Consider the following 19,542-nt stretch of genomic DNA (forward strand, 5'->3'; position numbering starts at 1 on the left):
CTTACTGGGCGTTATGAATCGAAATCCTGTTGCGCAGAAAAGCGGTATACCGTGCGTGAGCGATACGTCTCGTCCGGCTCTAAGATCGTGCTGGGAAACGCCTCTTGATTGGGAGAGTCGGGGTAGTGCTGGGTTTCTAATGCAAAGCCGGAGCGATGTTCGTAGGCTTGGCCCTGCTTACCAGTCAGGCTGCCATCAAGGAAATTGCCGGAATAGAACTGGATGCCTGGCTCGGTAGTGGAAAACTCCAGCATGCGGCCACTCTGCGGCTCCCATACCTTAGCGGCCAATACCAGCTCATCCTGTGCGGCCTCGTCGCGGTTAAGCACAAAGTTGTGGTCATAACCGCCTCCGAAATCGAGCTGCTCGTTATCCTGCTCAATCCGTTCACCGATGGCGGTCGCCTGGGTAAAGTCGAAAGGTGTACCTTCCACCGAGCGGATCTCACCGGTGGGAATCAGTGACTCGTTTACCGGGGTGAATTCCGAGGCATTAATCATCAACTGATGGTCGAGAATGCTGTCGCTGCCCTCGCCTTTAAGGTTGAAGTAGCTGTGCTGGGTGAGGTTGACCGGTGTCGCCTTGTCAGTCACAGCCCGGTAATCAACCATCAGTTCGTCATTATCGGTCAGCGTATAGGTGACTTCGGCCTCCAACTTACCGGGGTAACCCTCTTCGCCATCCTCGCTGGTGTAACGCAGCACCAAACCGGTGCCAGCATCGTTCTCAAAAGGCTCGGCCTGCCACAGCACTTTATCGAAGCCCTGATCGCCGCCATGTAGATGGTTGCTGCCATCGTTGGTGGCTAGTGAATAGCTTTCCCCTTCAAGGGAGAACTGACCACCCGCGATGCGATTGCCGTAGCGCCCAATGATGGCCCCGAAGTAGGGGTTAGCCTGGCGATACTCATCGGAGAGATAGGCCTCCAGGGAGTCGAAACCCAGCACGATGTCGTCGAACTCACCCGCGACATTGGGAGTTTTCAGCGACACGATGATGCCGCCGTAGTTGATCACCCGCAGTTCAACGCCATTGCTGTTGGTAAACTGGTAGAGATCGACCTGACGGCCATCCGGTAGGTGGCCAAACACTGACGTCTGAATGCTGTCAGCGGTTTCAGAGTCATTCTGCGCTTGCGCTGTGTTTACCAGTAGCATCGCGGCAATAGCACTGAGCAGCAATGGCGACCCACTTCTTAATACTTGGCTGTACATGAGAGGCATGAGCATTCTCCTGGAGACATACTTTTGTTGTTAGTGGAGGCTGTTAAGCCAGCATCCTTAACGCCAATACATTCCCTACAGTAGAGAATTCCGTCATAACCAACCAATATACAAACTCATCAATATCGATATACTTCTCAGTATCAATAACAACTCAGGTCTTATCCCATGGGCGTTCTCGGTGAGAACTGGTTTCTAGACGTGCGACTAAAGTTGCGCCATTTTCAGCTATTTTTAGCCCTGGACGAGCAGCGCAATCTGCATCGTGCCGCTTCCCAGCTCAATATGAGCCAGCCCGCTGCATCAAAGCTACTGAGCGACTTAGAAGCCAATCTAGGTATTCGTTTATTTGAACGGCACCCACGCGGGCTAACCCCTAACTGGTACGGCGAGATTATGATTCGCCACGCCCACAGCATGCTCTCGGCCTTACATCATACCGGTGAAGAGTTGAACGCACTTAGCGCGGGCAGTGCAGGCACGGTGGCGGTCGGCACGGTAATGGCGCCAGCAGTAACGCTACTGACCAGCGCAATTGAGCGTGTGCATCGAGACCGGCCTGGGCTAAAGATCAGCGTCGATGTGGATGTCAGCAAAGTGTTGGTACCTCGCTTATTGGAGGGCGAGCTGGATTTTGCGATTACCCGCATTCCAGCAGGCATCGATGCCGAGCGCTTTGTATTTGAGGAGATTGGTGAGGAAGAGTTGTGTTTTGTATGCCGCAAGGGGCATCCATTAGCGGAAAAAACGCCGCTGAGTCTAGCGGATATGGCAGCCTACCCCTGGTCACTGCAGCCCACCGGTGCTTTGATGCGCCAGCGAGTGGATAGCCTGTTTCTGCACCATCAGGTCGTGCCGCCGCGCCAGATCGTCGATGCTGCGGACCTGCTGCTATCGCTGGCGCTAGTCGATAAATCCGACACCATTACGGTCACCACCCGGGAAGTTGCTGACCTGCTCTGCCCACCGCAGCGGTTTCATTTGTTGCCCTTCAGCGAAACGCTCAGTGTTCAACCTTATGGGCTGGTCAGTCTGCGCCACCAGCGCCTCTCGCCCGGCGCCGCTGTATTGATGAGCACACTGCGGGAAATTATTGCGCAGGGCGCTTAGCGAGCAGTAGACGCTAGGAAATAAGACCCGTTTTATTAACCAGCCATACAAAAGTTTATGTTGAACAATTTATTCAAATGTTCAACATTAGACACTCTATGTGGGTCTCAAAATTATTTTGTCTAACTCCCTTCTCATAACAATAAGTGTTAGGAATAGCCTATGCGTCTGATTCAGTGTGACCACCAGGGCCAGGTCCGCGCCGCCCTGGTCGAGAGCGAAGAGCAGGTTAGGCTGCTCGACTGCGATACCTACACGTTAGCCAACCGTGCCATTAGTGCTGGCCAACCGATGAGCGACGCGGTAACCGCCGCAATGACCGACACCCGCCTCGACTATCAAGCGTTAGTAGACGATAAGCGCTTGCTGCCGCCACTGACCCATCCCGACCCAGCACACTGCTTGGTTACCGGCACAGGCCTTACCCATTTGGGCAGCGCCGACACCCGTTCGGCCATGCACGCTCAGTCTCAAAAACAGGCCCAAGCGGCTGAAGAAGACATGACCGACTCCATGCGTATGTTCAAGCTAGGCGTGGAAGGCGGCAAACCCAACGCGGGCGAAACTGGTGCGCAACCTGAATGGTTCTACAAAGGCGATGGCCAGTGCGTGATGGCGCCGGAGGCAGAAATCCCCTCACCGGCATTCGCGCAAGATGCAGGCGAGGAGCCCGAGCTTGCCGGCCTTTACGTTATTGGCGAGGAGGGTCTACCCTGGAGAGTCGGATATGCGATTGGTAACGAGTTTTCTGACCATGTCACCGAGCGCTTCAATTACCTATGGCTGGCTCACTCCAAGCTCCGCGCCTGCAGTTTTGGCCCCGAACTGTTGATTGGCGAGCTGCCGGCCCATTTAGAAGGCACCAGCTCTATTCAGCGCAATGGCGAGACCTTATGGAAGAAGCCTTTTTTGACCGGCGAAGCCAACATGGCCCATAGCTTGGCCAACCTCGAATATCACCACTTTAAATACCCAGGTTTCCGACGCCCTGGCGATGTCCACGTGCACTTTTTCGGCACTGCTACGCTAAGCTTTGCTGACAATATTCAGGTACGCGAAGGCGACCGCTTTGAGATATGTATTAACGAGTTCGGTCGCCCTCTGCGTAATTCGCTCCGGATAGAAACAGATACACCCGCGGTCACCGTTAAAGCGCTCTAACGCAAGTAAATCAGCGAACGCAAATCAAGCCAGCAGGAGGATGTATGACTCTGGAAGGTAAATTACTGATTGGTCAGCAGGCCATCAGCGGCCAACAGGCTGACATTCAAGCCGTCAATCCCGCCACCGGCGAAACGCTAACGCCTGCTTACCCCGGAGGCAGCAAAGCCGAGGTTGAGCAGGCCTGTGCGCTAGCCGAAGCAGCCTTTGATAGCTATCGCGAAACCGGCTTAGAGGCGCGGGCCACATTCCTTGAAACCATTGCCGCTGAAATCGAAGCGATCGGTGATGACCTCATTGAACGCGCCATGGCCGAAACCGGCCTGCCCCGCCCGCGCCTAGAAGGCGAACGGGGTCGCACCTGCGGCCAGTTGCGGCTGTTCGCCTCGGTCGTACGCGCCGGGGAGTGGTTGGATGTGCGCATCGATCCGGCCATGCCCGATCGTGAACCGCTACCGCGTGCCGACCTGCGCCAGCGCCATATTGCGCTAGGCCCCGTGGCGGTGTTTGGTGCCAGTAACTTCCCGCTCGCCTTCAGTGTGGCCGGTGGTGATACCGCCTCCGCGCTGGCGGCTGGCTGCCCGGTCGTGGTCAAGGGCCACTCTGCCCATCCCGGCACTTCTGAGCTGGTAGGCCGCGCCATTCAGCGCGCTGTGGCTAAGTGTGATCTCCCCGAGGGCGTCTTCTCGCTGCTGTTTGGCTCGGGCCGCGAAATCGGTCAGGCACTGGTCGCCGACCCGCGCATTCAAGCCGTTGGCTTTACCGGTTCACGCAGCGGTGGCACGGCCTTGATGGCCACTGCCCAGGCACGGCCACAGCCGATCCCGGTTTATGCTGAAATGAGCTCGATCAACCCGGTGTTCCTGCTGCCCGAAGCGCTCAAGGCGCGCGGTAAAGCGATTGCTGAAGGGTTTGTCGGCTCGCTCAATATGGGCGCTGGGCAGTTCTGCACCAACCCTGGGCTAGTTATTGCGATCGAAGGTCCTGAGCTGGATGCCTTTGTTGCGGCAGCCGGTGAAGGCGTTAAGGGTAGCGCAGGCCAAACCATGCTCACGCCGGGTATTCATGATGCTTACCAGCAGGGCATGGGTCGGCTCGCCAGCCACGACAAAGTCACCGAGGTCGCCCGTGGGCAAGCAGGCGAGACAGCTCACCCTTGCCAAGCGGGGCTGTTCGTTACCCAGGCTGAGGCGTTTCTAAGTGACCCGGCGTTACAGGAAGAGGTATTCGGCTCGACATCTCTGGTAATCGCCTGTGCTGACGCCCAGGAAGTGGCCCGTGTGGCGGCTCAGCTGGAAGGCCAGCTCACCATTACCCTACAGATGGATGACGCTGACTTGGCGACGGCTAAGCAATTGATGCCAACGCTGGAGCGCAAGGCCGGACGCATCCTGGCCAACGGCTGGCCGACGGGTGTCGAAGTGTGCCACGCTATGGTTCACGGCGGCCCTTACCCAGCCACCTCTGATTCACGCACCACCTCGGTGGGCAGCGCGGCGATTTTCCGCTTCCTACGCCCGGTGTGCTACCAGGCGCTGCCGGAAGGGCTGCTGCCCGAAGCGATTCGTGACGGCAACCCGGCTGGCGTCTCACGCCTAGTCGATGGCAAGCGTGAATAAACGAGAGTCGCTCGAACGCTACTCAACGAAGGCGTCGGTAGCCTCACGATGACCGTATAGAAATGCATCGGCGACCTGGCGCAGCGGGGCAATATCCACCTCGCTGCGCTTATTTGCGATTAGCTCAGCAAAACGTGCATAGAGTCCCTGATACTCTCGCTCTTCGGCTTCAATTATAACTTCGTCCTTGATCACCAGACGACAGCCACCCTTTGTAAGGCTCAAACGCCCTTCATCTGTTTCGATATGCATATCCCAGGTGGGCGGCCCGCTCTGGCGGAAATCGAAATCTGCCTCAATCTCTGCGCCAGTAGGGTCAGTAAATGATAGCTCGGCGGCAATCGGGGTTTGAGTATTGCTCGGCGTCAGCAGCCGCGCCTGTTGCAGAAAAAACGGCTGAGGCAGAATGGCCGTGGCAATCGATAGCGCATTAATACCGGGGTCAAAAACACCCATGCCACCCGGCTGCCAAATCCATGCCTGCCCTGGATGCCATACCCGTACGTCCTCCTTCCACTCAATCTCAACCCGCTGCACCTGACGCTCGGCTAGCCACTGCTGTGCGTGAGCTACGCCGGGGGCAAACCGCGAGTGCCAAGCGGCAAACAGGCTAACGCCCTGCTTGGAAGCGGTAGCAATCAGATCCTCCACTTCGCTCAGCGTCGCCCCCGGCGGCTTCTCAAGCAGCACATGCTTGCCGCGCATCAGCGCTGCCCGCGCCTGGGAGTAGCGCAAGTGCGTCGGCGTGCAGATTGAGACGGCGGTAATATCAGGATGAGCGTCGAGCATCGCCTCCAGGCCTTGATAAGCGGGAAGATCCGACAGTGAGGCGTGGGGATCCGCCGTGGCGATAAGGTTACAGTTCTGGGTGGCGGCGATGGCCGGAAGATGCTGGTCGCGGACGATTTTGCCCACGCCCACCAGGCCGAGGTTGAAGTCAGACATACGCTTGCCTTTGTTATTGACCATTGAAATAGGGTTATGGAGCGGTGTGGGGCAACTCAACGCTGCGCCCTAATGAGCTGAAGCTGTGCTCAAGCCCCAACGCTGCGGCAGTGCCTGCCAACACCGCCTGGGCGGCTAAGAATGCCTCCCGAGGGCGACGCAGGCGTATGCTCTCCATCAATTGACGATGGCGCTCCAGGCTCTCTTCGGGGTCCACGGCATTCTCGTTGGACATGGAAACGAGCAGAAAAATAGAAGGACGCAGGATATGCGATAGCTGTGCCCAGACGATATTATGCGTTGCTTTAAAAATCGCCTCGTGGAAGGCTACGTCACACTCACTATGCAACCGCCGCTCTTCCTCGCAGGTGGCGTTACGTAGATTCTGCCCTAGCCCTTCAAAGGCCTCTTCAATGGCGACTAAATCACGTGCTTTGGCGCGCTTTGCAGCAGTCATCGCCACATAGGGTTCTACATCCAGGCGAAAGGCGAGAATCTCGCGCTGAATCTCCGGGTTAGGCGCAGCATAGCGGGTCAACCAATCGGTCACCTGAACGTCAAGAATATGCCACTCGGAGTATTCGCGCACTTTGGAACCATGACCGGAAATACGCTCAATAATGCCCGCTTCAACCAACTGACGCAGGTCGCTGCGCACCGCCGAGCGATTAATAGCAAAACGTTCGCATAGATCCATTTCACGCGGCACTAAGTCACCGGGATGATAGCGCCCACCGAAGATTTCCTCGGCGAGATGTTCGGCGATACTGGGGCGAGCTACTGGCTTACTGGGAGATGACGTCACTACGATAAGACCCTATTTCGATTCCTGACAATCATACCGTACTTGACCGGTCTGCTGTTATCGACGGCGCGGATGACACGCTGGCACGCTGCCGCATTTCTAGTCGCCGTTCGTAGAACCCTTTGGCCAGTAAAGTACCCAGCACCAAACTACCGCCGATCAGCGCCACAGGCGCAGGCTGCTCACCCAAAATCCACCAAGCTAATAGCGTCCCCACCACCACTTCCAGCAGCAACAGCAGACCCACCTCGGCTGAAGGTAGATAGAGCGGCCCACGCTGCAGCAGGGTCACCCCGCAGGGTACGATAATCAGGCACAGCAGAACCACGACGGCAAGCTGGTTGGTGGCTGACAGGGACGGCTCGCTCCCCGCCAGCCAAAACAGCCCAGCGGTGCTGCCGACAATAAGGCCGTTGAACACCAGCATAGGGCTCATATCCACACCTGGGCGGGTACGGCAGAGGGTAAAATTAATCGCCAAGGTGGTCGCCGCCATCAAGGCAAAGGCGTTACCCATCCACGAGCCTGCACCTGCATCATCCAGCGCGATCATCGCAATACCGACCATGCAGAGCCAAATCGCCAGCCAAGTACGCCGGGGCAAACGCTCCTTGAGGATAATCCAGGAGAGCACAGCGGCGATAATCGGCGAACTGGCCAGAATCATCAGCACGTTGCCCGCCTTGGTGTACTGATTGCCAAGCACAAAGCCGCAAGTTGTCAGACTGAACAACAGCGCCACGGCGATACCGGTCCAGCCGCAGCTACGATAGGCCCCCAGGGTGCCTCGACCATAGCGCAACAGGGCAATTAGCAAAAAGCCCAGCGCGGAGAGAAAACCGCGCCACATCAGTATCTCCGCATCGGGTAAGTCGGCCACCTTAATCAGCAGGGCATCCGGCGCCATGATGATCGCGCCACCACCGGTCAACAGCAGGCCCTGCTGCCGATGCGACAAAGTACTAAAACGGCTCATCTTAGTGCTAATCCCTTTGGTGATCGCGCCTTAATGGTTATCCCTGGGCTGATGCTGGCGTGCCACGTCACGGTACTTGATGGCGGGCTCCAGGGTCATTCCACGGTCCAGCGGCTCAACCATACTGCGCTGGATCTCCTGCCAAGGCGTCTGGTGGCCGGGGTAACGGTAGCCGCCCTGCTCTGCCAAACGTTCACGGCGCATTTCCAGCTCAGCTGCGTCAATTAGCAGTTGCACCTCGCCTCGCTTAAGGTCAACCCGCAGCCGGTCGCCGCTTTCAAGCAGCGCCAATCCGCCGCCCGTGGCAGCTTCAGGGGAGGCGTTGAGAATCGACGGTGAGCCGGACGTGCCCGACTGACGGCCATCGCCCAAGCAAGGCAGGGATTCGATGCCCTGTTTGATTAGCGCCTCCGGCGGCTGCATATTGACCACCTCGGCACCGCCAGGGTGGCCGACCGGCCCTGCCCCACGCATGACCAAGATGGTGCGCGCATCAATATTCAGCGCCGGGTCATCAATACGTGCGTGGTAATCCTCCGAGCCATCAAACACAGCCACTTTACCTTCAAAGGCTTCAGGGTCATTGGGATCATTCAGGAAGCGCTCGCGGAAATCTCTTGAGATCACGCTGGTTTTCATCAGTGCCGAATCGAACAGGTTGCCCTTGAGATTTAGGAAGCCAGCGTGTTCGACCAGCGGATCGCCGTAACGACAAATCACATCAGTGTCCTGGGTTTCGCGGCCCTGCAGATTTTCGCCCAGCGAATGGCCGTTGACCGTCAGTGCATCGTCGTGAAGCTTGCCTGCCGTTTGTAGCTCATGAAGGATCGCAGGAACGCCGCCAGCGCGGTGAAACTCTTCGCACAGGAAGGCACCGGCAGGCATGACGTTGGCAAGCAGCGGTATTTCATGGCCTAAGCGCTGCCAGTCATCATTGTTAATCTCGATGCCCGCATGACGTGCAATTGCGTTGATATGTACTGGCGCGTTGGATGAGCCGCCCAGGGCCGAACACGCCACAATGGCGTTTTCAAACGCTTCACGGGTCAGAATGTCTAGCGGGCGCAGGTCCTCCCAGACCATATCGACAATCCTTGTTCCGGTGTCATAGGCCGCCATCGCACGCTCTTTATAGGGCGCCGGTATCACCGCCGAACCAGGCAGGCTCATACCCAATACTTCCGCCATTGAGTTCATGGTGGACGCCGTCCCCATGGTATTACAGTGGCCTATCGACGGCGCTGAATCACTCGCGCGAGAAAGGAACTCCGCGTAGTCGATATCGCCCGCTGCCAGGCGTTTGCGTAGTTCCCAGATAATCGTGCCCGAACCTACCCGCTCGGCACCGCGCCAGCCGTTAAGCATTGGCCCGCCGGAAAGAACAATGGCAGGAATATTGACTGTTGCCGCCGCCATGAGTGCAGCAGGAGTGGTTTTATCGCAACCGGTGGTCAATACCACTCCGTCTAAGGGGTAGCCGTGCAGCACTTCCACAATGCCCAAGTAGGCGAGGTTGCGATCCAGCGCGGCGGTAGGCCGCCGCACATTTTCATGGATAGGGTGCATCGGAAATTCAAACGGTACGCCGCCTGCAGCGCGAATGCCGTCTTTAACTCGCTTAACCAACTCAATGTGGTGGCGATTGCAGGGAGTTAAATCAGACCCTGACTGGCAAATACCAATAATCGGCTTACCACTGGTCAGTTCATCCAGTGTAATGCCGTAATTAAGATAGCGCTCGATGCAGAGCGCTGTCGTTCCAGGATGATCTGCGTTATCGAACCAGTAGCGCGAACGCAACTGCTCAGGCGTTATTCGCTCAAAATTGGCCATGGTGTCACTCCACGCCTAGAGTAAAGATTGAAGGAATTAATCAGAGAGATTGATCACGACGTTACGCTGTCTTAACTTCGACGTCGATACATACAAAAGTATATGTTGAACATACAGTGAAAACGTTAGACATTCATCTAAGGTTTGTGGTGCTCATTTCTTTATTGAGTACTGCTTACACAACAACAATAGCAACCACGCTGTAGCTCGCTTGGAAGATACTCTTCAAAGCAGCCTGCAGCACGCCAGGAGAGTGACGACTATGCATTATCTTTTGAAGCGTACCCTGTTATTGACCGGCGCCACGCTGTTCAGCTCAGGTATGGTTTATGCACAAACGCCTGATCTATCTGATCCCCCCGAGATTGACGGCGCCACCGTAGAAGACCACGGCAGTGTCACCTTACGCATGGGGCTTGGTTTGGCTGACAGCTCGCCACAATACATTTCTAGCCGATATTTTGCCGACATTCTTAACCAGCGCACCGAAGGGCGCATCAACGTTCACATCTTCCCCAACAGCCAGCTCGGCGACGATGTGCAGATGATGGAAATGCTGCAGACCGGCACGCTGGATATGACGTACCCCTCTTCCTCACCCGCTACCGGCTACGTCGAAGAACTGGCTGTTTTCGACTTACCCTTCCTATTACCCACCCGGGAAGCAGCCATTGAGGCCATGCGCAGCGATGCTGCCCAGGAGATGCTTGATGCGTTTGATGGTACTGGTCTGAAAGCCCTGGCCTTCTCAGAAAACGGCTTCCGACAGCTCTCCAATAGCGCCAGGGAAGTCACTTCGCCAGAGGATGTAGCAGGCATGGATGTTCGCGGCCTGTCGATTCGTACCATGGAAAACCCGGTGCACTTGGCCATTTGGGAAGCACTCGGTGCTAACCCAACCCCAATGGCATTTGGTGAGCTGTTTTCTGCCATGGAACAGGGTGTCGTCGATGGCCAGGAAAACCCCTGGAGCACCATTCTAACCTCCAACTTCTATGAGGTTCAGGACTACGGCTCCGAAACACGGCATGTCTATACGCCCTTTATCAAGATGATCTCTGAACGTACCTGGGATAGCCTCGCCCCCGAGTATCAGGAGCTTGTACAGGAAGCCGCCCTGCAGGCAGCGGATTACGAAATCCAGCTTTCAGCCGAGTATGACGACTGGGCGCGTGAGCAACTTGAAGAGCGAGGCATGCAAATTACCCGTCTTGATGACGAGCAGATTGCCGCCTTCCAAGAAGCAGTGCAGCCGGTTTACGACGAGTGGGCTCCACGCATTGGCGAAGACTTAGTGGCTGAATTCCAACAGATTGCTGAATCATCTAAAACGGAATAAGCAGCACGCAGCTGTCCGGCTTTCGGCTACTCAGCTTACGTTGACTAAATCAGGCAAGAGGCAAGCGCCTCTTGCCTTCTCGTCACTCGTCTTTGGGGAGAACCCATGACCACACCAGATACGCAACTCCCTGATACCGCGTCTTTTTTTGAGGATCCCCAACGCCAACCGTTGGAGATTGACACCGAACAGCGCCGCGGCCCTGTTGTGTTTCGTTGGTTAACGTTGGCCATGGAACACGTAATAGCGGCTCTGCTGGTGGCGCTAATCGTCTCGGTGTCTGCCAATGTGGTCGGCCGCGCCCTCTTCAATAACTCAGTGCCCTGGGCCGATGAGCTGGCCCGCATGCTGTTTATCTGGCTAATTTTTATTGGTGCTGCGGCGGCTTTCGCCCGTTATGAGCATATCGCCGTGGACATTCTGGTTCGCCGACTAAAACCGCGGGCCGCCCATATGCTGTATTTGCTTCAGCACACCATTATTACTGTGTTAATGGGCGTCATCATCTGGGGTGGTTTTATCGTGATGTCCCGTGCAACAAGCCGCACTGCGATACTTAATGTGCCCTGGAACCTCGTCAATGTTTCCTTCGTTCTCTGCGCGTGCTTTATTTCGGCTGTGGCTATTTGGCGTGCCTGGCAGAGCATTCAACAAATACGTTCACCCCATGTGACACCGAACGCCGATGGAGGCCGCTAGATCATGCTATGGATCTTCCTAGGTATTCTTTTTGCCTCGCTGGCACTTGGCCTACCCATTGCCTTTGGCCTGGGCATTGCCGCCGTGGTAATGGCGTTGCTCTCTGATATTCCGTTATCAATTCTGATTGAGCAGTCGATTCGCGGGGTCAATAGTTTTCCGCTGCTGGCGATTCCGTTCTTTATCCTGGTCGGTGAAGTGATGAGCAACGGTGGTATCGCCCGCCGGTTGATGGAGTTGGCGGGCGCCCTGGTAGGCTTCGTGCGCGGCGGTCTGGGCCAGGTGGCGATTACCGGTTCGATGTTCTTCGGTGGCATTAGCGGTTCGGCCGTGGCAGACACCGCCGCGACTGGGGCGATGATGATTCCCTCCATGACCAAGCAGGGCTACACGGCGCCCCAGGCGACGGCGATCAATACTGTTTCGTCGGTCATCGGCATTATTATTCCGCCCTCTATCCCACTAATTCTTTTCGGCATTGTGACCGAGACATCGATTAGTCGCTTGTTCATTGCCGGCATTGTGCCAGGCATCCTGATCGGTTTTGGTCTAATGGCAACAACCTTCATTATGGCCACCATCGGCCATGCCGGTGAGACCCGTAAGTTCCGCTTTGATGTGTTGTGGCAAGCGTTTAAAGCCGCCTGGCTTGCGCTGGTACTCCCAGTGATCGTCATCGGCGGTATCATCGGCGGCGTTTTTACCGCCACCGAAGCCGCCGTGGCGGCACTGCTTTATTCGCTGTTTATCTCTCTGGTCGTTTACCGGGAATTTAAGATCACTGCGCTCTGGGGAATGCTGATCCGTACTGCCCGCTTAACCGGTATGGTCTTGCTGCTATTGGCCTTTGCCACCGTTATCGCCTGGTTTTTGACCATTAATATGGTGCCTCAAACGCTGGTTACCCAAGTGCAGGCGATCACCCAAGACCCGTTCCTGCTACTGTTAATCGTTGCGGGCTTACTGCTGCTGGTAGGGTTTGTGATGGATTTGACGCCTGCCATGGTGATTATGGCGCCGATGCTGACGCCTATCGTCACGTCGGTCGGCGTCGACCCGGTTTACTTTGGTGTATTGATGGCCTTTATTCTGGGCATTGGCCTTTTGACACCGCCCGTGGGCACCTGCCTTTACGTTGGCTGCGGGGTCGGCAAAGTCTCCATGGAGCAACTAGTGAAAGCCATGCTGCCCTACTACGCCACCTTGCTGGTGGTGCTGGTCATCCTGATCGCATTTCCCGGTATTGTGACCTGGCTACCTGATCTCACCGCCGTGCGTGGCAACTGAAGGTTTTTGCAACGCTAGCAACGAGAGCCCCCATCGACGCACTCTAAACTTTCGTTATCCAGTACGCATAAGGGACGGCTTCGGTCGTCCCTTTTTGCGTTTCATAGCGCATCACACATAGTCCCTCACACAATGTTGGCAACTCCCAACAACTAGGCCATACTCAGCTAAACATCATCCTAGCATCCTGTCATACCATATGATGTTTCATGCTTGTCGCGCGTCATCATCGGATCAATAACAGTACCTGATCAATAACAATAGCACCGGGAACCGCCATGCGACTCAACAACAAGACGGCCTTGATCACCGCCGCAGGCCAGGGGATTGGTCGGGCCACCGCCTTGCGCTTCGCCGCTGAAGGCGCGCAGGTCATTGCTACTGATATCAACACCCAGAGCTTGGTCGAACTGGCCGATACCCCTGGCATCACCGCACGCCGGCTCGATGTGCTGGACATCGCCGCCATCGAGGCGCTGGCGCACGAGATTGGCGCCGTCGACATCCTCTTCAACTGCGCCGGGTACGTGGCTAACGGTTCGCTGCTGGACGGCAGCGACGAAGACTGGGAGCTGTCGCTGTCACTCAATGTGATGGCGATGATGCGCCTGATTCGCGCCTTGCTGCCGGCCATGCTCGACAATAACGGCGGCAGCATCATCAACATGGCCTCAGTAGCATCGAGCCTTAAAGGCGTCCCTAACCGCTGCGCCTACGGCACCACCAAGGCCGCGGTACTCGGCCTGACCAAGTCGGTGGCTGCCGACTACATCGGCCAGGGAATTCGCTGCAACGCCATCTGCCCCGGCACTGTGGACTCGCCCTCGCTGCGCCAGCGCATTAGTGAACAAGCCAAACGGCAGGGCCGAAACGAAGACGATGTCTACGCCGAGTTTATCGCCAGGCAGCCTCAGGGGCGCCTGGGCAGCCCGGAAGAAATAGCCGCCCTTGCCACCTATCTGGCCGCCGATGAGTCCGCTTACACCACCGGCACCGCCCAGATCATCGATGGTGGCTGGCTGATCTGATCCCATGCACGTCGAACCACGAGACAACCAAGGAACCGACTGATGAAACTGCTACGCTTTGGCCCGCACAGCCATGAAAAGCCCGGGCTGTTAGATAACAACGGGATAATCCGCGACCTCTCAGCCCATGTCACCGACCTGGCCGGTGAATACCTTGACTGTCGCGCCCTCGAAGGGCTGGCGGCACTGGATGCTGAAAGCCTGCCAGAGGTGCCCGCTAACACCCGCATCGCCCCCTGTGTGGCGGGCGTGGGCAAGTTTATCTGCATTGGCCTGAACTACTCCGACCATGCCGCCGAGACCGGCGCGCAGGTTCCCCCAGAGCCGGTCATCTTCAACAAGTGGACCAGCGCCATCTGCGGCCCGAATGACGACGTAATCATTCCCCGTGACTCCGAGAAAACCGACTGGGAAGTGGAACTCGGCGTAGTGATCGGCAAGGCCGGTCGTTACATCGACGAAGCCGATGCCATGCAGCATGTGGCTGGTTTCTGCGTGGTCAACGATGTCTCCGAGCGTGAGTTCCAGCTCGAACGCAGCGGCACCTGGGACAAGGGCAAGGGCTGCGATACCTTCGGCCCGCTGGGCCCCTGGCTGGTCACCCCCGACGAGGTAGCAGATCCTCATCAGCTCGACATGTGGCTCGAGGTGGACGGCAAGCGCTACCAGGATGGCAACACCCGCACCATGGTTTATCAGATCCCTTTTCTGATCAGCTACCTGAGCCGCTTCATGAGCCTGCAGCCGGGCGATGTGATCTCCACCGGCACACCGCCCGGTGTCGGCATGGGTCAACAACCGCCGGTTTACCTCAAGCCGGGCCAGCGCATGCGCCTCGGCATTGAGGGGCTTGGCGAGCAGCACCAAACCGTCGTTGCCGACCAGAAGCGCTGAGCCAGGAGAGCGAGATGCGAACCGTCGTATGTGCTGAACCGGGTCACATGACACTAGAGCAGCGTGATTCCCCGAGCTGTGGCGCGGAAGAAGCGCTGCTACATATTCGCCGTATCGGGGTGTGTGGTACCGATATTCACGCCTATGGCGGTAATCAACCCTATTTTAGCTATCCTCGTGTACTCGGCCATGAACTGGCCGGCGAGGTCGTCGAGGTGGGTAGCGAAGGTAATGCTGACCTGGTCGGAAAGCGCGCCTACGTGATTCCCTATCTGCACTGCGGTGAATGCCGCGCCTGTCGCCATGGGCGCACCAATTGCTGTCAGCGGATGCAGGTGATTGGCGTCCACCGTGATGGCGGTATGTGCGACACCCTGGCGGTGCCCCTCGATCATTTAGTAGTGTCCGATACCCTTGCACTTGATCAGCTGGCGCTGGTCGAGTGCATGGCCATTGGCGCCCATGCGGTGCGCCGCAGCGAACTCGGCCAGGGTGAACTGGCGGTGGTGTGCGGCGCCGGGCCCATCGGCATGGGGGTGGCTCAAATCGCTCGTGAGCGCGGAGCACAGGTGGTAGTGCTCGACACCAATCCTGAGCGGCTGGCGTTCTGTCGTGACAAGCTTGGTATCACACTGACCTTGAACCCCAACGAGGATGATATCGACACCGCCCTGAAGGGCTTGAGCGATGACGAGCTCGCCGATGTGGTGTTCGATGCCACCGGCAACCCCGCCGCGATGCAGGCCGGGTTCGACCTGGCAGGGCACGCCGGGCGCTACGTATTGGTGAGTATCGTCAAGGCCGATATCAGCTTTAGCGACCCCGACTTTCACCGCAAGGAGCTAACCCTGCTGGCCAGCCGCAACGCCACTCGCACCGACTTCGATCAAGTAACCCAACTGATGGAAAGCGGTCGCCTAAAGGCTGATGCGATGATCACCCACCGCGCAGAACTGGCCGATGTGCCCGAGCGCATGCCCGCCTGGTGCACCCCCGCCACCGGCGTGGTCAAGGCCATGATTGAAATCGACGACATACCCCGACAATTCACACCAGGAGCCTCGTCATGAACCAGACCATTGCCAGTGACAGCGGCCAGCTGGATACCCTGCGCGTGCATGCCGCCGACAATGTTCGTGTTGCCCTGAAGGATCTTCCCGCAGGCACCCTTATCATCGACAACGGCCAACACATCACTCTCACCGAGGCGATCCGCCACAAGCACAAGTTCACGCTTGCGGCCTTTGAACCCGGTGACACCGTGATCATGTACGGGGTCACCGTGGGTCGCGCGACCCGTCCCATCGCTCAGGGGGCGGCCATCACTACCGACAATATCGAGCACAGCACTGCCAGCACCACACCTCAGGCGAAACGCGGCAACTGGCAGGCGCCTGACGTTGCGCATTTTCAGGGTGCCACTTTCGATGGTTACCACCGACCTGACGGCCAAGTCGGCACTGCCAACGTATGGCTTGTGGTTCCACTGGTGTTCTGTGAAAACCGTAACATCGAGGTGCTGCGCCAGTGCGTTGCCGACGCGCTGGGTGAAGACCCTTTCCGCGAGTACAAGCAGCTTGCCCGGGAACTCCTGCATGGCGATAAGGGCGAGCCGTCATCGCCCCTCCGTGAACGCCTGTTTCCCAATGTCGACGGCGTACGGTTTCTGACCCATACCCTCGGCTGCGGCGGTACGGACGACGACGCCCAAGCGCTCTGCCAGTTACTTGCCGGGTATATCTGCCACCCCAATGTGGCCGGTGCTACGGTATTGAGCCTTGGCTGCCAGAAAGCACAGATCGACATGATCAAGGCAGCGGTAGAGGCGCGCGACCCCAAGGGGCTCCGTCCTGTCCACTATCTTGAGCAACAGGCAAGTCTCAGCGAGCAAGCGCTGATACGCGAATCGCTGACCACCATCTTCGACGGGCTGGCCATGGCCAACCAAGTAGAACGCACGCCCGCGCCGCTGTCGAAACTCAGCATCGGCGTGGAATGCGGCGGCTCGGATGGCTTTTCCGGGCTCTCGGCCAACCCGCTAGTCGGCGCAGTGATCGATCGCTTAGTGGCGCTAGGCGGCAGCGGTATCCTCAGCGAATTTCCGGAACTATGTGGCGTGGAGCACGAGCTAATCGCCCGCTGCAGTGACGATGCTGTGGCCGAGCGCTTCAGTGAACTGATGTCGGCTTATCAGCGTCATGCGGCGCTGGTCGGCGCTGATTTCTCGATGAACCCGTCGCCTGGCAACATTCGTGATGGCTTGATAACCGATGCCATGAAATCCGCGGGAGCAGCCAAGAAAGGCGGTGATAGCCCAGTGGTCGATGTGCTCGACTACACCGAGCCACAGACACGCGCAGGGCTGAGCCTGCTGTGCACCCCAGGCAATGACGTCGAGTCCACTACTGCACTTGCCGGTTCCGGCGCCAACCTGATCATGTTTACGACGGGGCTTGGCACACCGACGGGCAACCCGGTCACGCCGGTACTTAAGATCGCCAGCAACAGCACGCTTGCCACGCGCATGAGCGACGTCATCGACTTCGATGCCGGACCGATCATTCGCGGTGAGGTAGAGATCGGCGCGCTGGCCGATCGCTTGCTCAAGATGTGTATAGAGACAGCGTCCGGGCGTTACCGGCCGCGCGCAGTGGCGCTTGCCCAGTACGACTTCATTCCCTGGAAGCGTGGCGTGTCGCTATAGTCTCACAACAGTCTCACAACACGACGAATCATTCGGGCGCCGGCGCGAGGCGTTGCTTGAGCTGCATGTAGGTACCATAGTGGCGGTCCAGATGACGCCGCATCGCCGCTTCAGCAGCGTCCGGGTCACGCGACTCAATGGCTTCGACAATTTCGGTGTGCGCGGCGGTGGCGGCCTTGTCCTCGTCTTTCTGTTGCAGCACCTGGGCACGTCGATCATCCAGCCATTCTGAAAGCGCCACGTGGATGGCATCGAAAATCGGGTTTTGGCCGATGCTTGCCAGCACCCCATGGAAGTCATTGTCGGAGCGTTTGAAGCGCGCCTCGTCGCCGATCGCGTCTCGATTATCGGCAAGCGCCAGACGCAGCCGCGCCAGGTCTTCTTCACTGGCACTGCGCGCGGCATAGCGCGCCAGCGATATCTCGAACATAGCACGCGCTTCCTGGAAGTACTGCTGACCATCGGGTTTAGAAAGCAGCTGCCGGGTGACGCCGGAAAGCCGCGCCATCACCGCCTCGGCGGTGGGACGAATTACCCTCGCGCGAGTACCGCTATTAATGGCAATCAAGCCAAGCTGTTGGAGATGAAACAGCGCTTCACGTACCGCCGGCCTGCCGACACCAAACTGTTCCATCAACTCTCTTTCTGACGGCAGTTGATCATTTTCACTCAGCCGCCCCTCGAGAATCTCCGCTTCGAGCTGTTCGGCGACCTGTTCGGATAGCGTTTTACGCTCGATCCGGTATCTGCTCATAGGCAGTCACCCTTAATTAACCTGAAATTGGCCGCCATTTTACTGCATTTCTTATCAATATCCTTCATCCAACCCTTCAATCGAGTCGAGTGAGCGGCGCTATCTGATACTTTTCAGCGATCTCGGCATAGGCCAATTGATTAGCAGAATCGAGCGGGATCCCCTCTGCATCGCGTTTGGCCTGGCAGCGCCACTCCCGGTCCCCCGGCGCCATTACCCTGGCACTGGGGGAAGCGGGCTGAGCACGTAGATCAGCTAAGTAGTCAGCCATCCCCTTGGCAAACGTGCCCTCCTCTACAAACGCATCAGGTTTCATGGCGAGGAAAAAATGCCCGACGCCGCGTGGTGTCGACATATCCGGCCCGCCCATGGGAAGCAGCTTAAAGCCGTGTTGCATGCCCGATAGCGTCGAACTCAGCACCTCAACCATGCCGCCCAGTCCCGCGCCCTTAAAACCAAAGTCACTGCCGCCCAATGGCAACAGCGCGGCGATCTCACTAGGAACTCGGCTCACCTCACCGGCAGCATTTGCCGCGACTTGATCCGGCAGTTCGCGGCCAATGGCACCGTACTGCTGAACGCGATTCCAAGGAACCGAGCTAGTGGCCATATCCAGCAGGTAAGGCTGTTCGCCCGCGACAGGCGCCGCAAAAGCGATAGGATTGGTGCCGTGAAAGGGTTTAGCTCCATCGTGTAACAGCACAAAGGGGTCCGAGTTACAGAACGCCATACCGAGATACCCGCGCTCCGCTGCCGCTAATGCATAGCACCCTGCCGCCCCAAAGTGGGATGAATTACCCACCGCAACAGCACCCATACCGACTTCCTCCGCCATCGCCACGGCGTGCTCCATCGCTGAATAACCCGCCAAGTGCCCCAAACCATGATCGGCATCTAAAAAGCCCGTAGCCGCTAAGCGCTGATGAAAAACCATGTTGGGAGCGCCCTTGATGCGCCCGCCCTTGAGCGCCTGTAAATAGTGGGGCAGCAGGCGTAGCCCGTGGCTATCGGTACCCATTCGTGAGGCGGTGACCAGCGCACGGGTTACCGCGTTTGCTGACGCCTGATCAGCGCCCGCCGCTGCTAGTGCTGTGCCCATAAAGCGCTCCAGATCCTCTCGATCGACGCTAAAATCCTGCTTGGGATCAGTCATAAGTTGATCTTT

The 19,542-nt window shown here is 57.6% G+C and carries 17 protein-coding genes; 10 read left to right on the top strand and 7 right to left on the bottom strand.

Going from position 1 to position 19,542, the window contains the following annotated elements; all coding sequences use genetic code 11:
- Nucleotides 1–11: 11 nt before the first annotated feature.
- Nucleotides 12–1,223, bottom strand: coding sequence for an aldose epimerase family protein (locus ACUVOF_RS11290; RefSeq protein ID WP_447044445.1), 1,212 nt, complete (start codon nucleotides 1,221–1,223; stop codon nucleotides 12–14).
- Between the two features lie 168 nt (nucleotides 1,224–1,391).
- On the opposite strand from ACUVOF_RS11290, the gene ACUVOF_RS11295 reads away from it, so the two are divergent.
- The 3 genes from ACUVOF_RS11295 to ACUVOF_RS11305 all read left to right on the top strand — a co-directional run bounded on the left by ACUVOF_RS11295 (nucleotide 1,392) and on the right by ACUVOF_RS11305 (nucleotide 5,113).
- The gene (locus ACUVOF_RS11295; RefSeq protein WP_447044446.1) at nucleotides 1,392–2,333 is read left to right on the top strand and encodes a LysR substrate-binding domain-containing protein; all 942 of its coding nucleotides are present in this window, start codon (nucleotides 1,392–1,394) and stop codon (nucleotides 2,331–2,333) included.
- A 162-nt stretch (nucleotides 2,334–2,495) separates the two neighbouring features.
- Nucleotides 2,496–3,494: an AraD1 family protein gene (araD1, locus tag ACUVOF_RS11300; RefSeq protein ID WP_447044447.1), complete on the top strand. Its 999-nt coding sequence runs from the start codon at nucleotides 2,496–2,498 to the stop codon at nucleotides 3,492–3,494.
- Between the two features lie 44 nt (nucleotides 3,495–3,538).
- Nucleotides 3,539–5,113 (top strand): aldehyde dehydrogenase (NADP(+)), encoded by a 1,575-nt coding sequence (locus ACUVOF_RS11305; protein ID WP_447044448.1) that lies wholly within the window; start codon nucleotides 3,539–3,541, stop codon nucleotides 5,111–5,113.
- Between the two features lie 18 nt (nucleotides 5,114–5,131).
- Here the strand turns inward: ACUVOF_RS11305 and ACUVOF_RS11310 are convergent, their stop codons facing one another.
- Genes ACUVOF_RS11310 through ACUVOF_RS11325 form a run of 4 tightly spaced genes read right to left on the bottom strand, consistent with a single transcriptional unit; the run spans nucleotide 5,132 to nucleotide 9,672 of the window.
- The gene (locus tag ACUVOF_RS11310; RefSeq protein ID WP_447044449.1) at nucleotides 5,132–6,058 is read right to left on the bottom strand and encodes a Gfo/Idh/MocA family protein; all 927 of its coding nucleotides are present in this window, start codon (nucleotides 6,056–6,058) and stop codon (nucleotides 5,132–5,134) included.
- A gap of 34 nt (nucleotides 6,059–6,092) precedes the next feature.
- Nucleotides 6,093–6,863 carry a FadR/GntR family transcriptional regulator gene (locus ACUVOF_RS11315; protein WP_447044450.1) on the bottom strand — a complete coding sequence of 257 codons (771 nt, stop codon included), beginning with the start codon at nucleotides 6,861–6,863 and terminating at the stop codon, nucleotides 6,093–6,095.
- A 31-nt stretch (nucleotides 6,864–6,894) separates the two neighbouring features.
- Nucleotides 6,895–7,839 carry a DMT family transporter gene (locus ACUVOF_RS11320; protein ID WP_447044451.1) on the bottom strand — a complete coding sequence of 315 codons (945 nt, stop codon included), beginning with the start codon at nucleotides 7,837–7,839 and terminating at the stop codon, nucleotides 6,895–6,897.
- A 30-nt stretch (nucleotides 7,840–7,869) separates the two neighbouring features.
- Nucleotides 7,870–9,672, bottom strand: coding sequence for an IlvD/Edd family dehydratase (locus ACUVOF_RS11325; RefSeq protein ID WP_447044452.1), 1,803 nt, complete (start codon nucleotides 9,670–9,672; stop codon nucleotides 7,870–7,872).
- 262 nt (nucleotides 9,673–9,934) lie between these two features.
- Here ACUVOF_RS11325 and ACUVOF_RS11330 point away from each other — a divergent pair, with 262 nt between their 5' ends.
- From ACUVOF_RS11330 to ACUVOF_RS11360, 7 genes are all read left to right on the top strand, one after another.
- Nucleotides 9,935–11,011, top strand: coding sequence for a TRAP transporter substrate-binding protein (locus tag ACUVOF_RS11330; RefSeq protein ID WP_447044453.1), 1,077 nt, complete (start codon nucleotides 9,935–9,937; stop codon nucleotides 11,009–11,011).
- A gap of 105 nt (nucleotides 11,012–11,116) precedes the next feature.
- A complete protein-coding gene (locus tag ACUVOF_RS11335; protein ID WP_447044454.1) occupies nucleotides 11,117–11,710 on the top strand; it encodes a TRAP transporter small permease in 594 nt (197 codons plus the stop codon).
- A 3-nt stretch (nucleotides 11,711–11,713) separates the two neighbouring features.
- Nucleotides 11,714–12,997: a TRAP transporter large permease gene (locus ACUVOF_RS11340; protein WP_113269416.1), complete on the top strand. Its 1,284-nt coding sequence runs from the start codon at nucleotides 11,714–11,716 to the stop codon at nucleotides 12,995–12,997.
- A gap of 278 nt (nucleotides 12,998–13,275) precedes the next feature.
- Nucleotides 13,276–14,025 carry an SDR family oxidoreductase gene (locus tag ACUVOF_RS11345; protein ID WP_447044455.1) on the top strand — a complete coding sequence of 250 codons (750 nt, stop codon included), beginning with the start codon at nucleotides 13,276–13,278 and terminating at the stop codon, nucleotides 14,023–14,025.
- A 42-nt stretch (nucleotides 14,026–14,067) separates the two neighbouring features.
- A complete protein-coding gene (locus ACUVOF_RS11350) occupies nucleotides 14,068–14,919 on the top strand; it encodes a fumarylacetoacetate hydrolase family protein (protein WP_447044456.1) in 852 nt (283 codons plus the stop codon).
- 14 nt (nucleotides 14,920–14,933) lie between these two features.
- On the top strand, nucleotides 14,934–15,989 hold the full coding sequence (locus tag ACUVOF_RS11355; RefSeq protein ID WP_447044457.1) for a zinc-binding alcohol dehydrogenase family protein: 1,056 nt from the start codon (nucleotides 14,934–14,936) through the stop codon (nucleotides 15,987–15,989).
- Nucleotides 15,986–17,623, top strand: a complete 1,638-nt coding sequence (locus ACUVOF_RS11360) for a UxaA family hydrolase (protein ID WP_447044458.1) — start codon at nucleotides 15,986–15,988, stop codon at nucleotides 17,621–17,623. The genes ACUVOF_RS11355 and ACUVOF_RS11360 overlap by 4 nt, the downstream gene beginning before the upstream one ends.
- A 28-nt stretch (nucleotides 17,624–17,651) precedes the next feature.
- Here ACUVOF_RS11360 and nanR read toward each other — a convergent pair whose 3' ends face one another.
- Together nanR and ACUVOF_RS11370 are read right to left on the bottom strand one after the other, a co-directional pair.
- Complete coding sequence (gene nanR / locus ACUVOF_RS11365) at nucleotides 17,652–18,377, bottom strand: transcriptional regulator NanR (protein WP_447044459.1); 726 nt, start codon at nucleotides 18,375–18,377, stop codon at nucleotides 17,652–17,654.
- Between the two features lie 76 nt (nucleotides 18,378–18,453).
- On the bottom strand, nucleotides 18,454–19,530 hold the full coding sequence (locus ACUVOF_RS11370) for an Ldh family oxidoreductase (RefSeq protein ID WP_447044460.1): 1,077 nt from the start codon (nucleotides 19,528–19,530) through the stop codon (nucleotides 18,454–18,456).
- Nucleotides 19,531–19,542: the final 12 nt, after the last annotated feature.

It is taken from the genome of Vreelandella sp. H-I2 (assembly GCF_052959335.1).

What these genes read in the sequence shown, in the direction of transcription:
- ACUVOF_RS11320 (WP_447044451.1), bottom strand. Translation starts at nt 7,839, where the DNA reads ATGAGCCGTTTTAGTACTTTGTCGCATCGGCAGCAGGGCCTGCTGTTG.
- nanR (WP_447044459.1), bottom strand. Translation starts at nt 18,377, where the DNA reads ATGAGCAGATACCGGATCGAGCGTAAAACGCTATCCGAACAGGTCGCC.
- ACUVOF_RS11295 (WP_447044446.1), top strand. Translation starts at nt 1,392, where the DNA reads ATGGGCGTTCTCGGTGAGAACTGGTTTCTAGACGTGCGACTAAAGTTG.
- ACUVOF_RS11325 (WP_447044452.1), bottom strand. Translation starts at nt 9,672, where the DNA reads ATGGCCAATTTTGAGCGAATAACGCCTGAGCAGTTGCGTTCGCGCTAC.
- ACUVOF_RS11345 (WP_447044455.1), top strand. Translation starts at nt 13,276, where the DNA reads ATGCGACTCAACAACAAGACGGCCTTGATCACCGCCGCAGGCCAGGGG.
- ACUVOF_RS11360 (WP_447044458.1), top strand. Translation starts at nt 15,986, where the DNA reads ATGAACCAGACCATTGCCAGTGACAGCGGCCAGCTGGATACCCTGCGC.
- ACUVOF_RS11335 (WP_447044454.1), top strand. Translation starts at nt 11,117, where the DNA reads ATGACCACACCAGATACGCAACTCCCTGATACCGCGTCTTTTTTTGAG.
- araD1 (WP_447044447.1), top strand. Translation starts at nt 2,496, where the DNA reads ATGCGTCTGATTCAGTGTGACCACCAGGGCCAGGTCCGCGCCGCCCTG.
- ACUVOF_RS11305 (WP_447044448.1), top strand. Translation starts at nt 3,539, where the DNA reads ATGACTCTGGAAGGTAAATTACTGATTGGTCAGCAGGCCATCAGCGGC.
- ACUVOF_RS11370 (WP_447044460.1), bottom strand. Translation starts at nt 19,530, where the DNA reads ATGACTGATCCCAAGCAGGATTTTAGCGTCGATCGAGAGGATCTGGAG.
- ACUVOF_RS11290 (WP_447044445.1), bottom strand. Translation starts at nt 1,223, where the DNA reads ATGCCTCTCATGTACAGCCAAGTATTAAGAAGTGGGTCGCCATTGCTG.
- ACUVOF_RS11310 (WP_447044449.1), bottom strand. Translation starts at nt 6,058, where the DNA reads ATGTCTGACTTCAACCTCGGCCTGGTGGGCGTGGGCAAAATCGTCCGC.
- ACUVOF_RS11350 (WP_447044456.1), top strand. Translation starts at nt 14,068, where the DNA reads ATGAAACTGCTACGCTTTGGCCCGCACAGCCATGAAAAGCCCGGGCTG.
- ACUVOF_RS11340 (WP_113269416.1), top strand. Translation starts at nt 11,714, where the DNA reads ATGCTATGGATCTTCCTAGGTATTCTTTTTGCCTCGCTGGCACTTGGC.
- ACUVOF_RS11330 (WP_447044453.1), top strand. Translation starts at nt 9,935, where the DNA reads ATGCATTATCTTTTGAAGCGTACCCTGTTATTGACCGGCGCCACGCTG.
- ACUVOF_RS11355 (WP_447044457.1), top strand. Translation starts at nt 14,934, where the DNA reads ATGCGAACCGTCGTATGTGCTGAACCGGGTCACATGACACTAGAGCAG.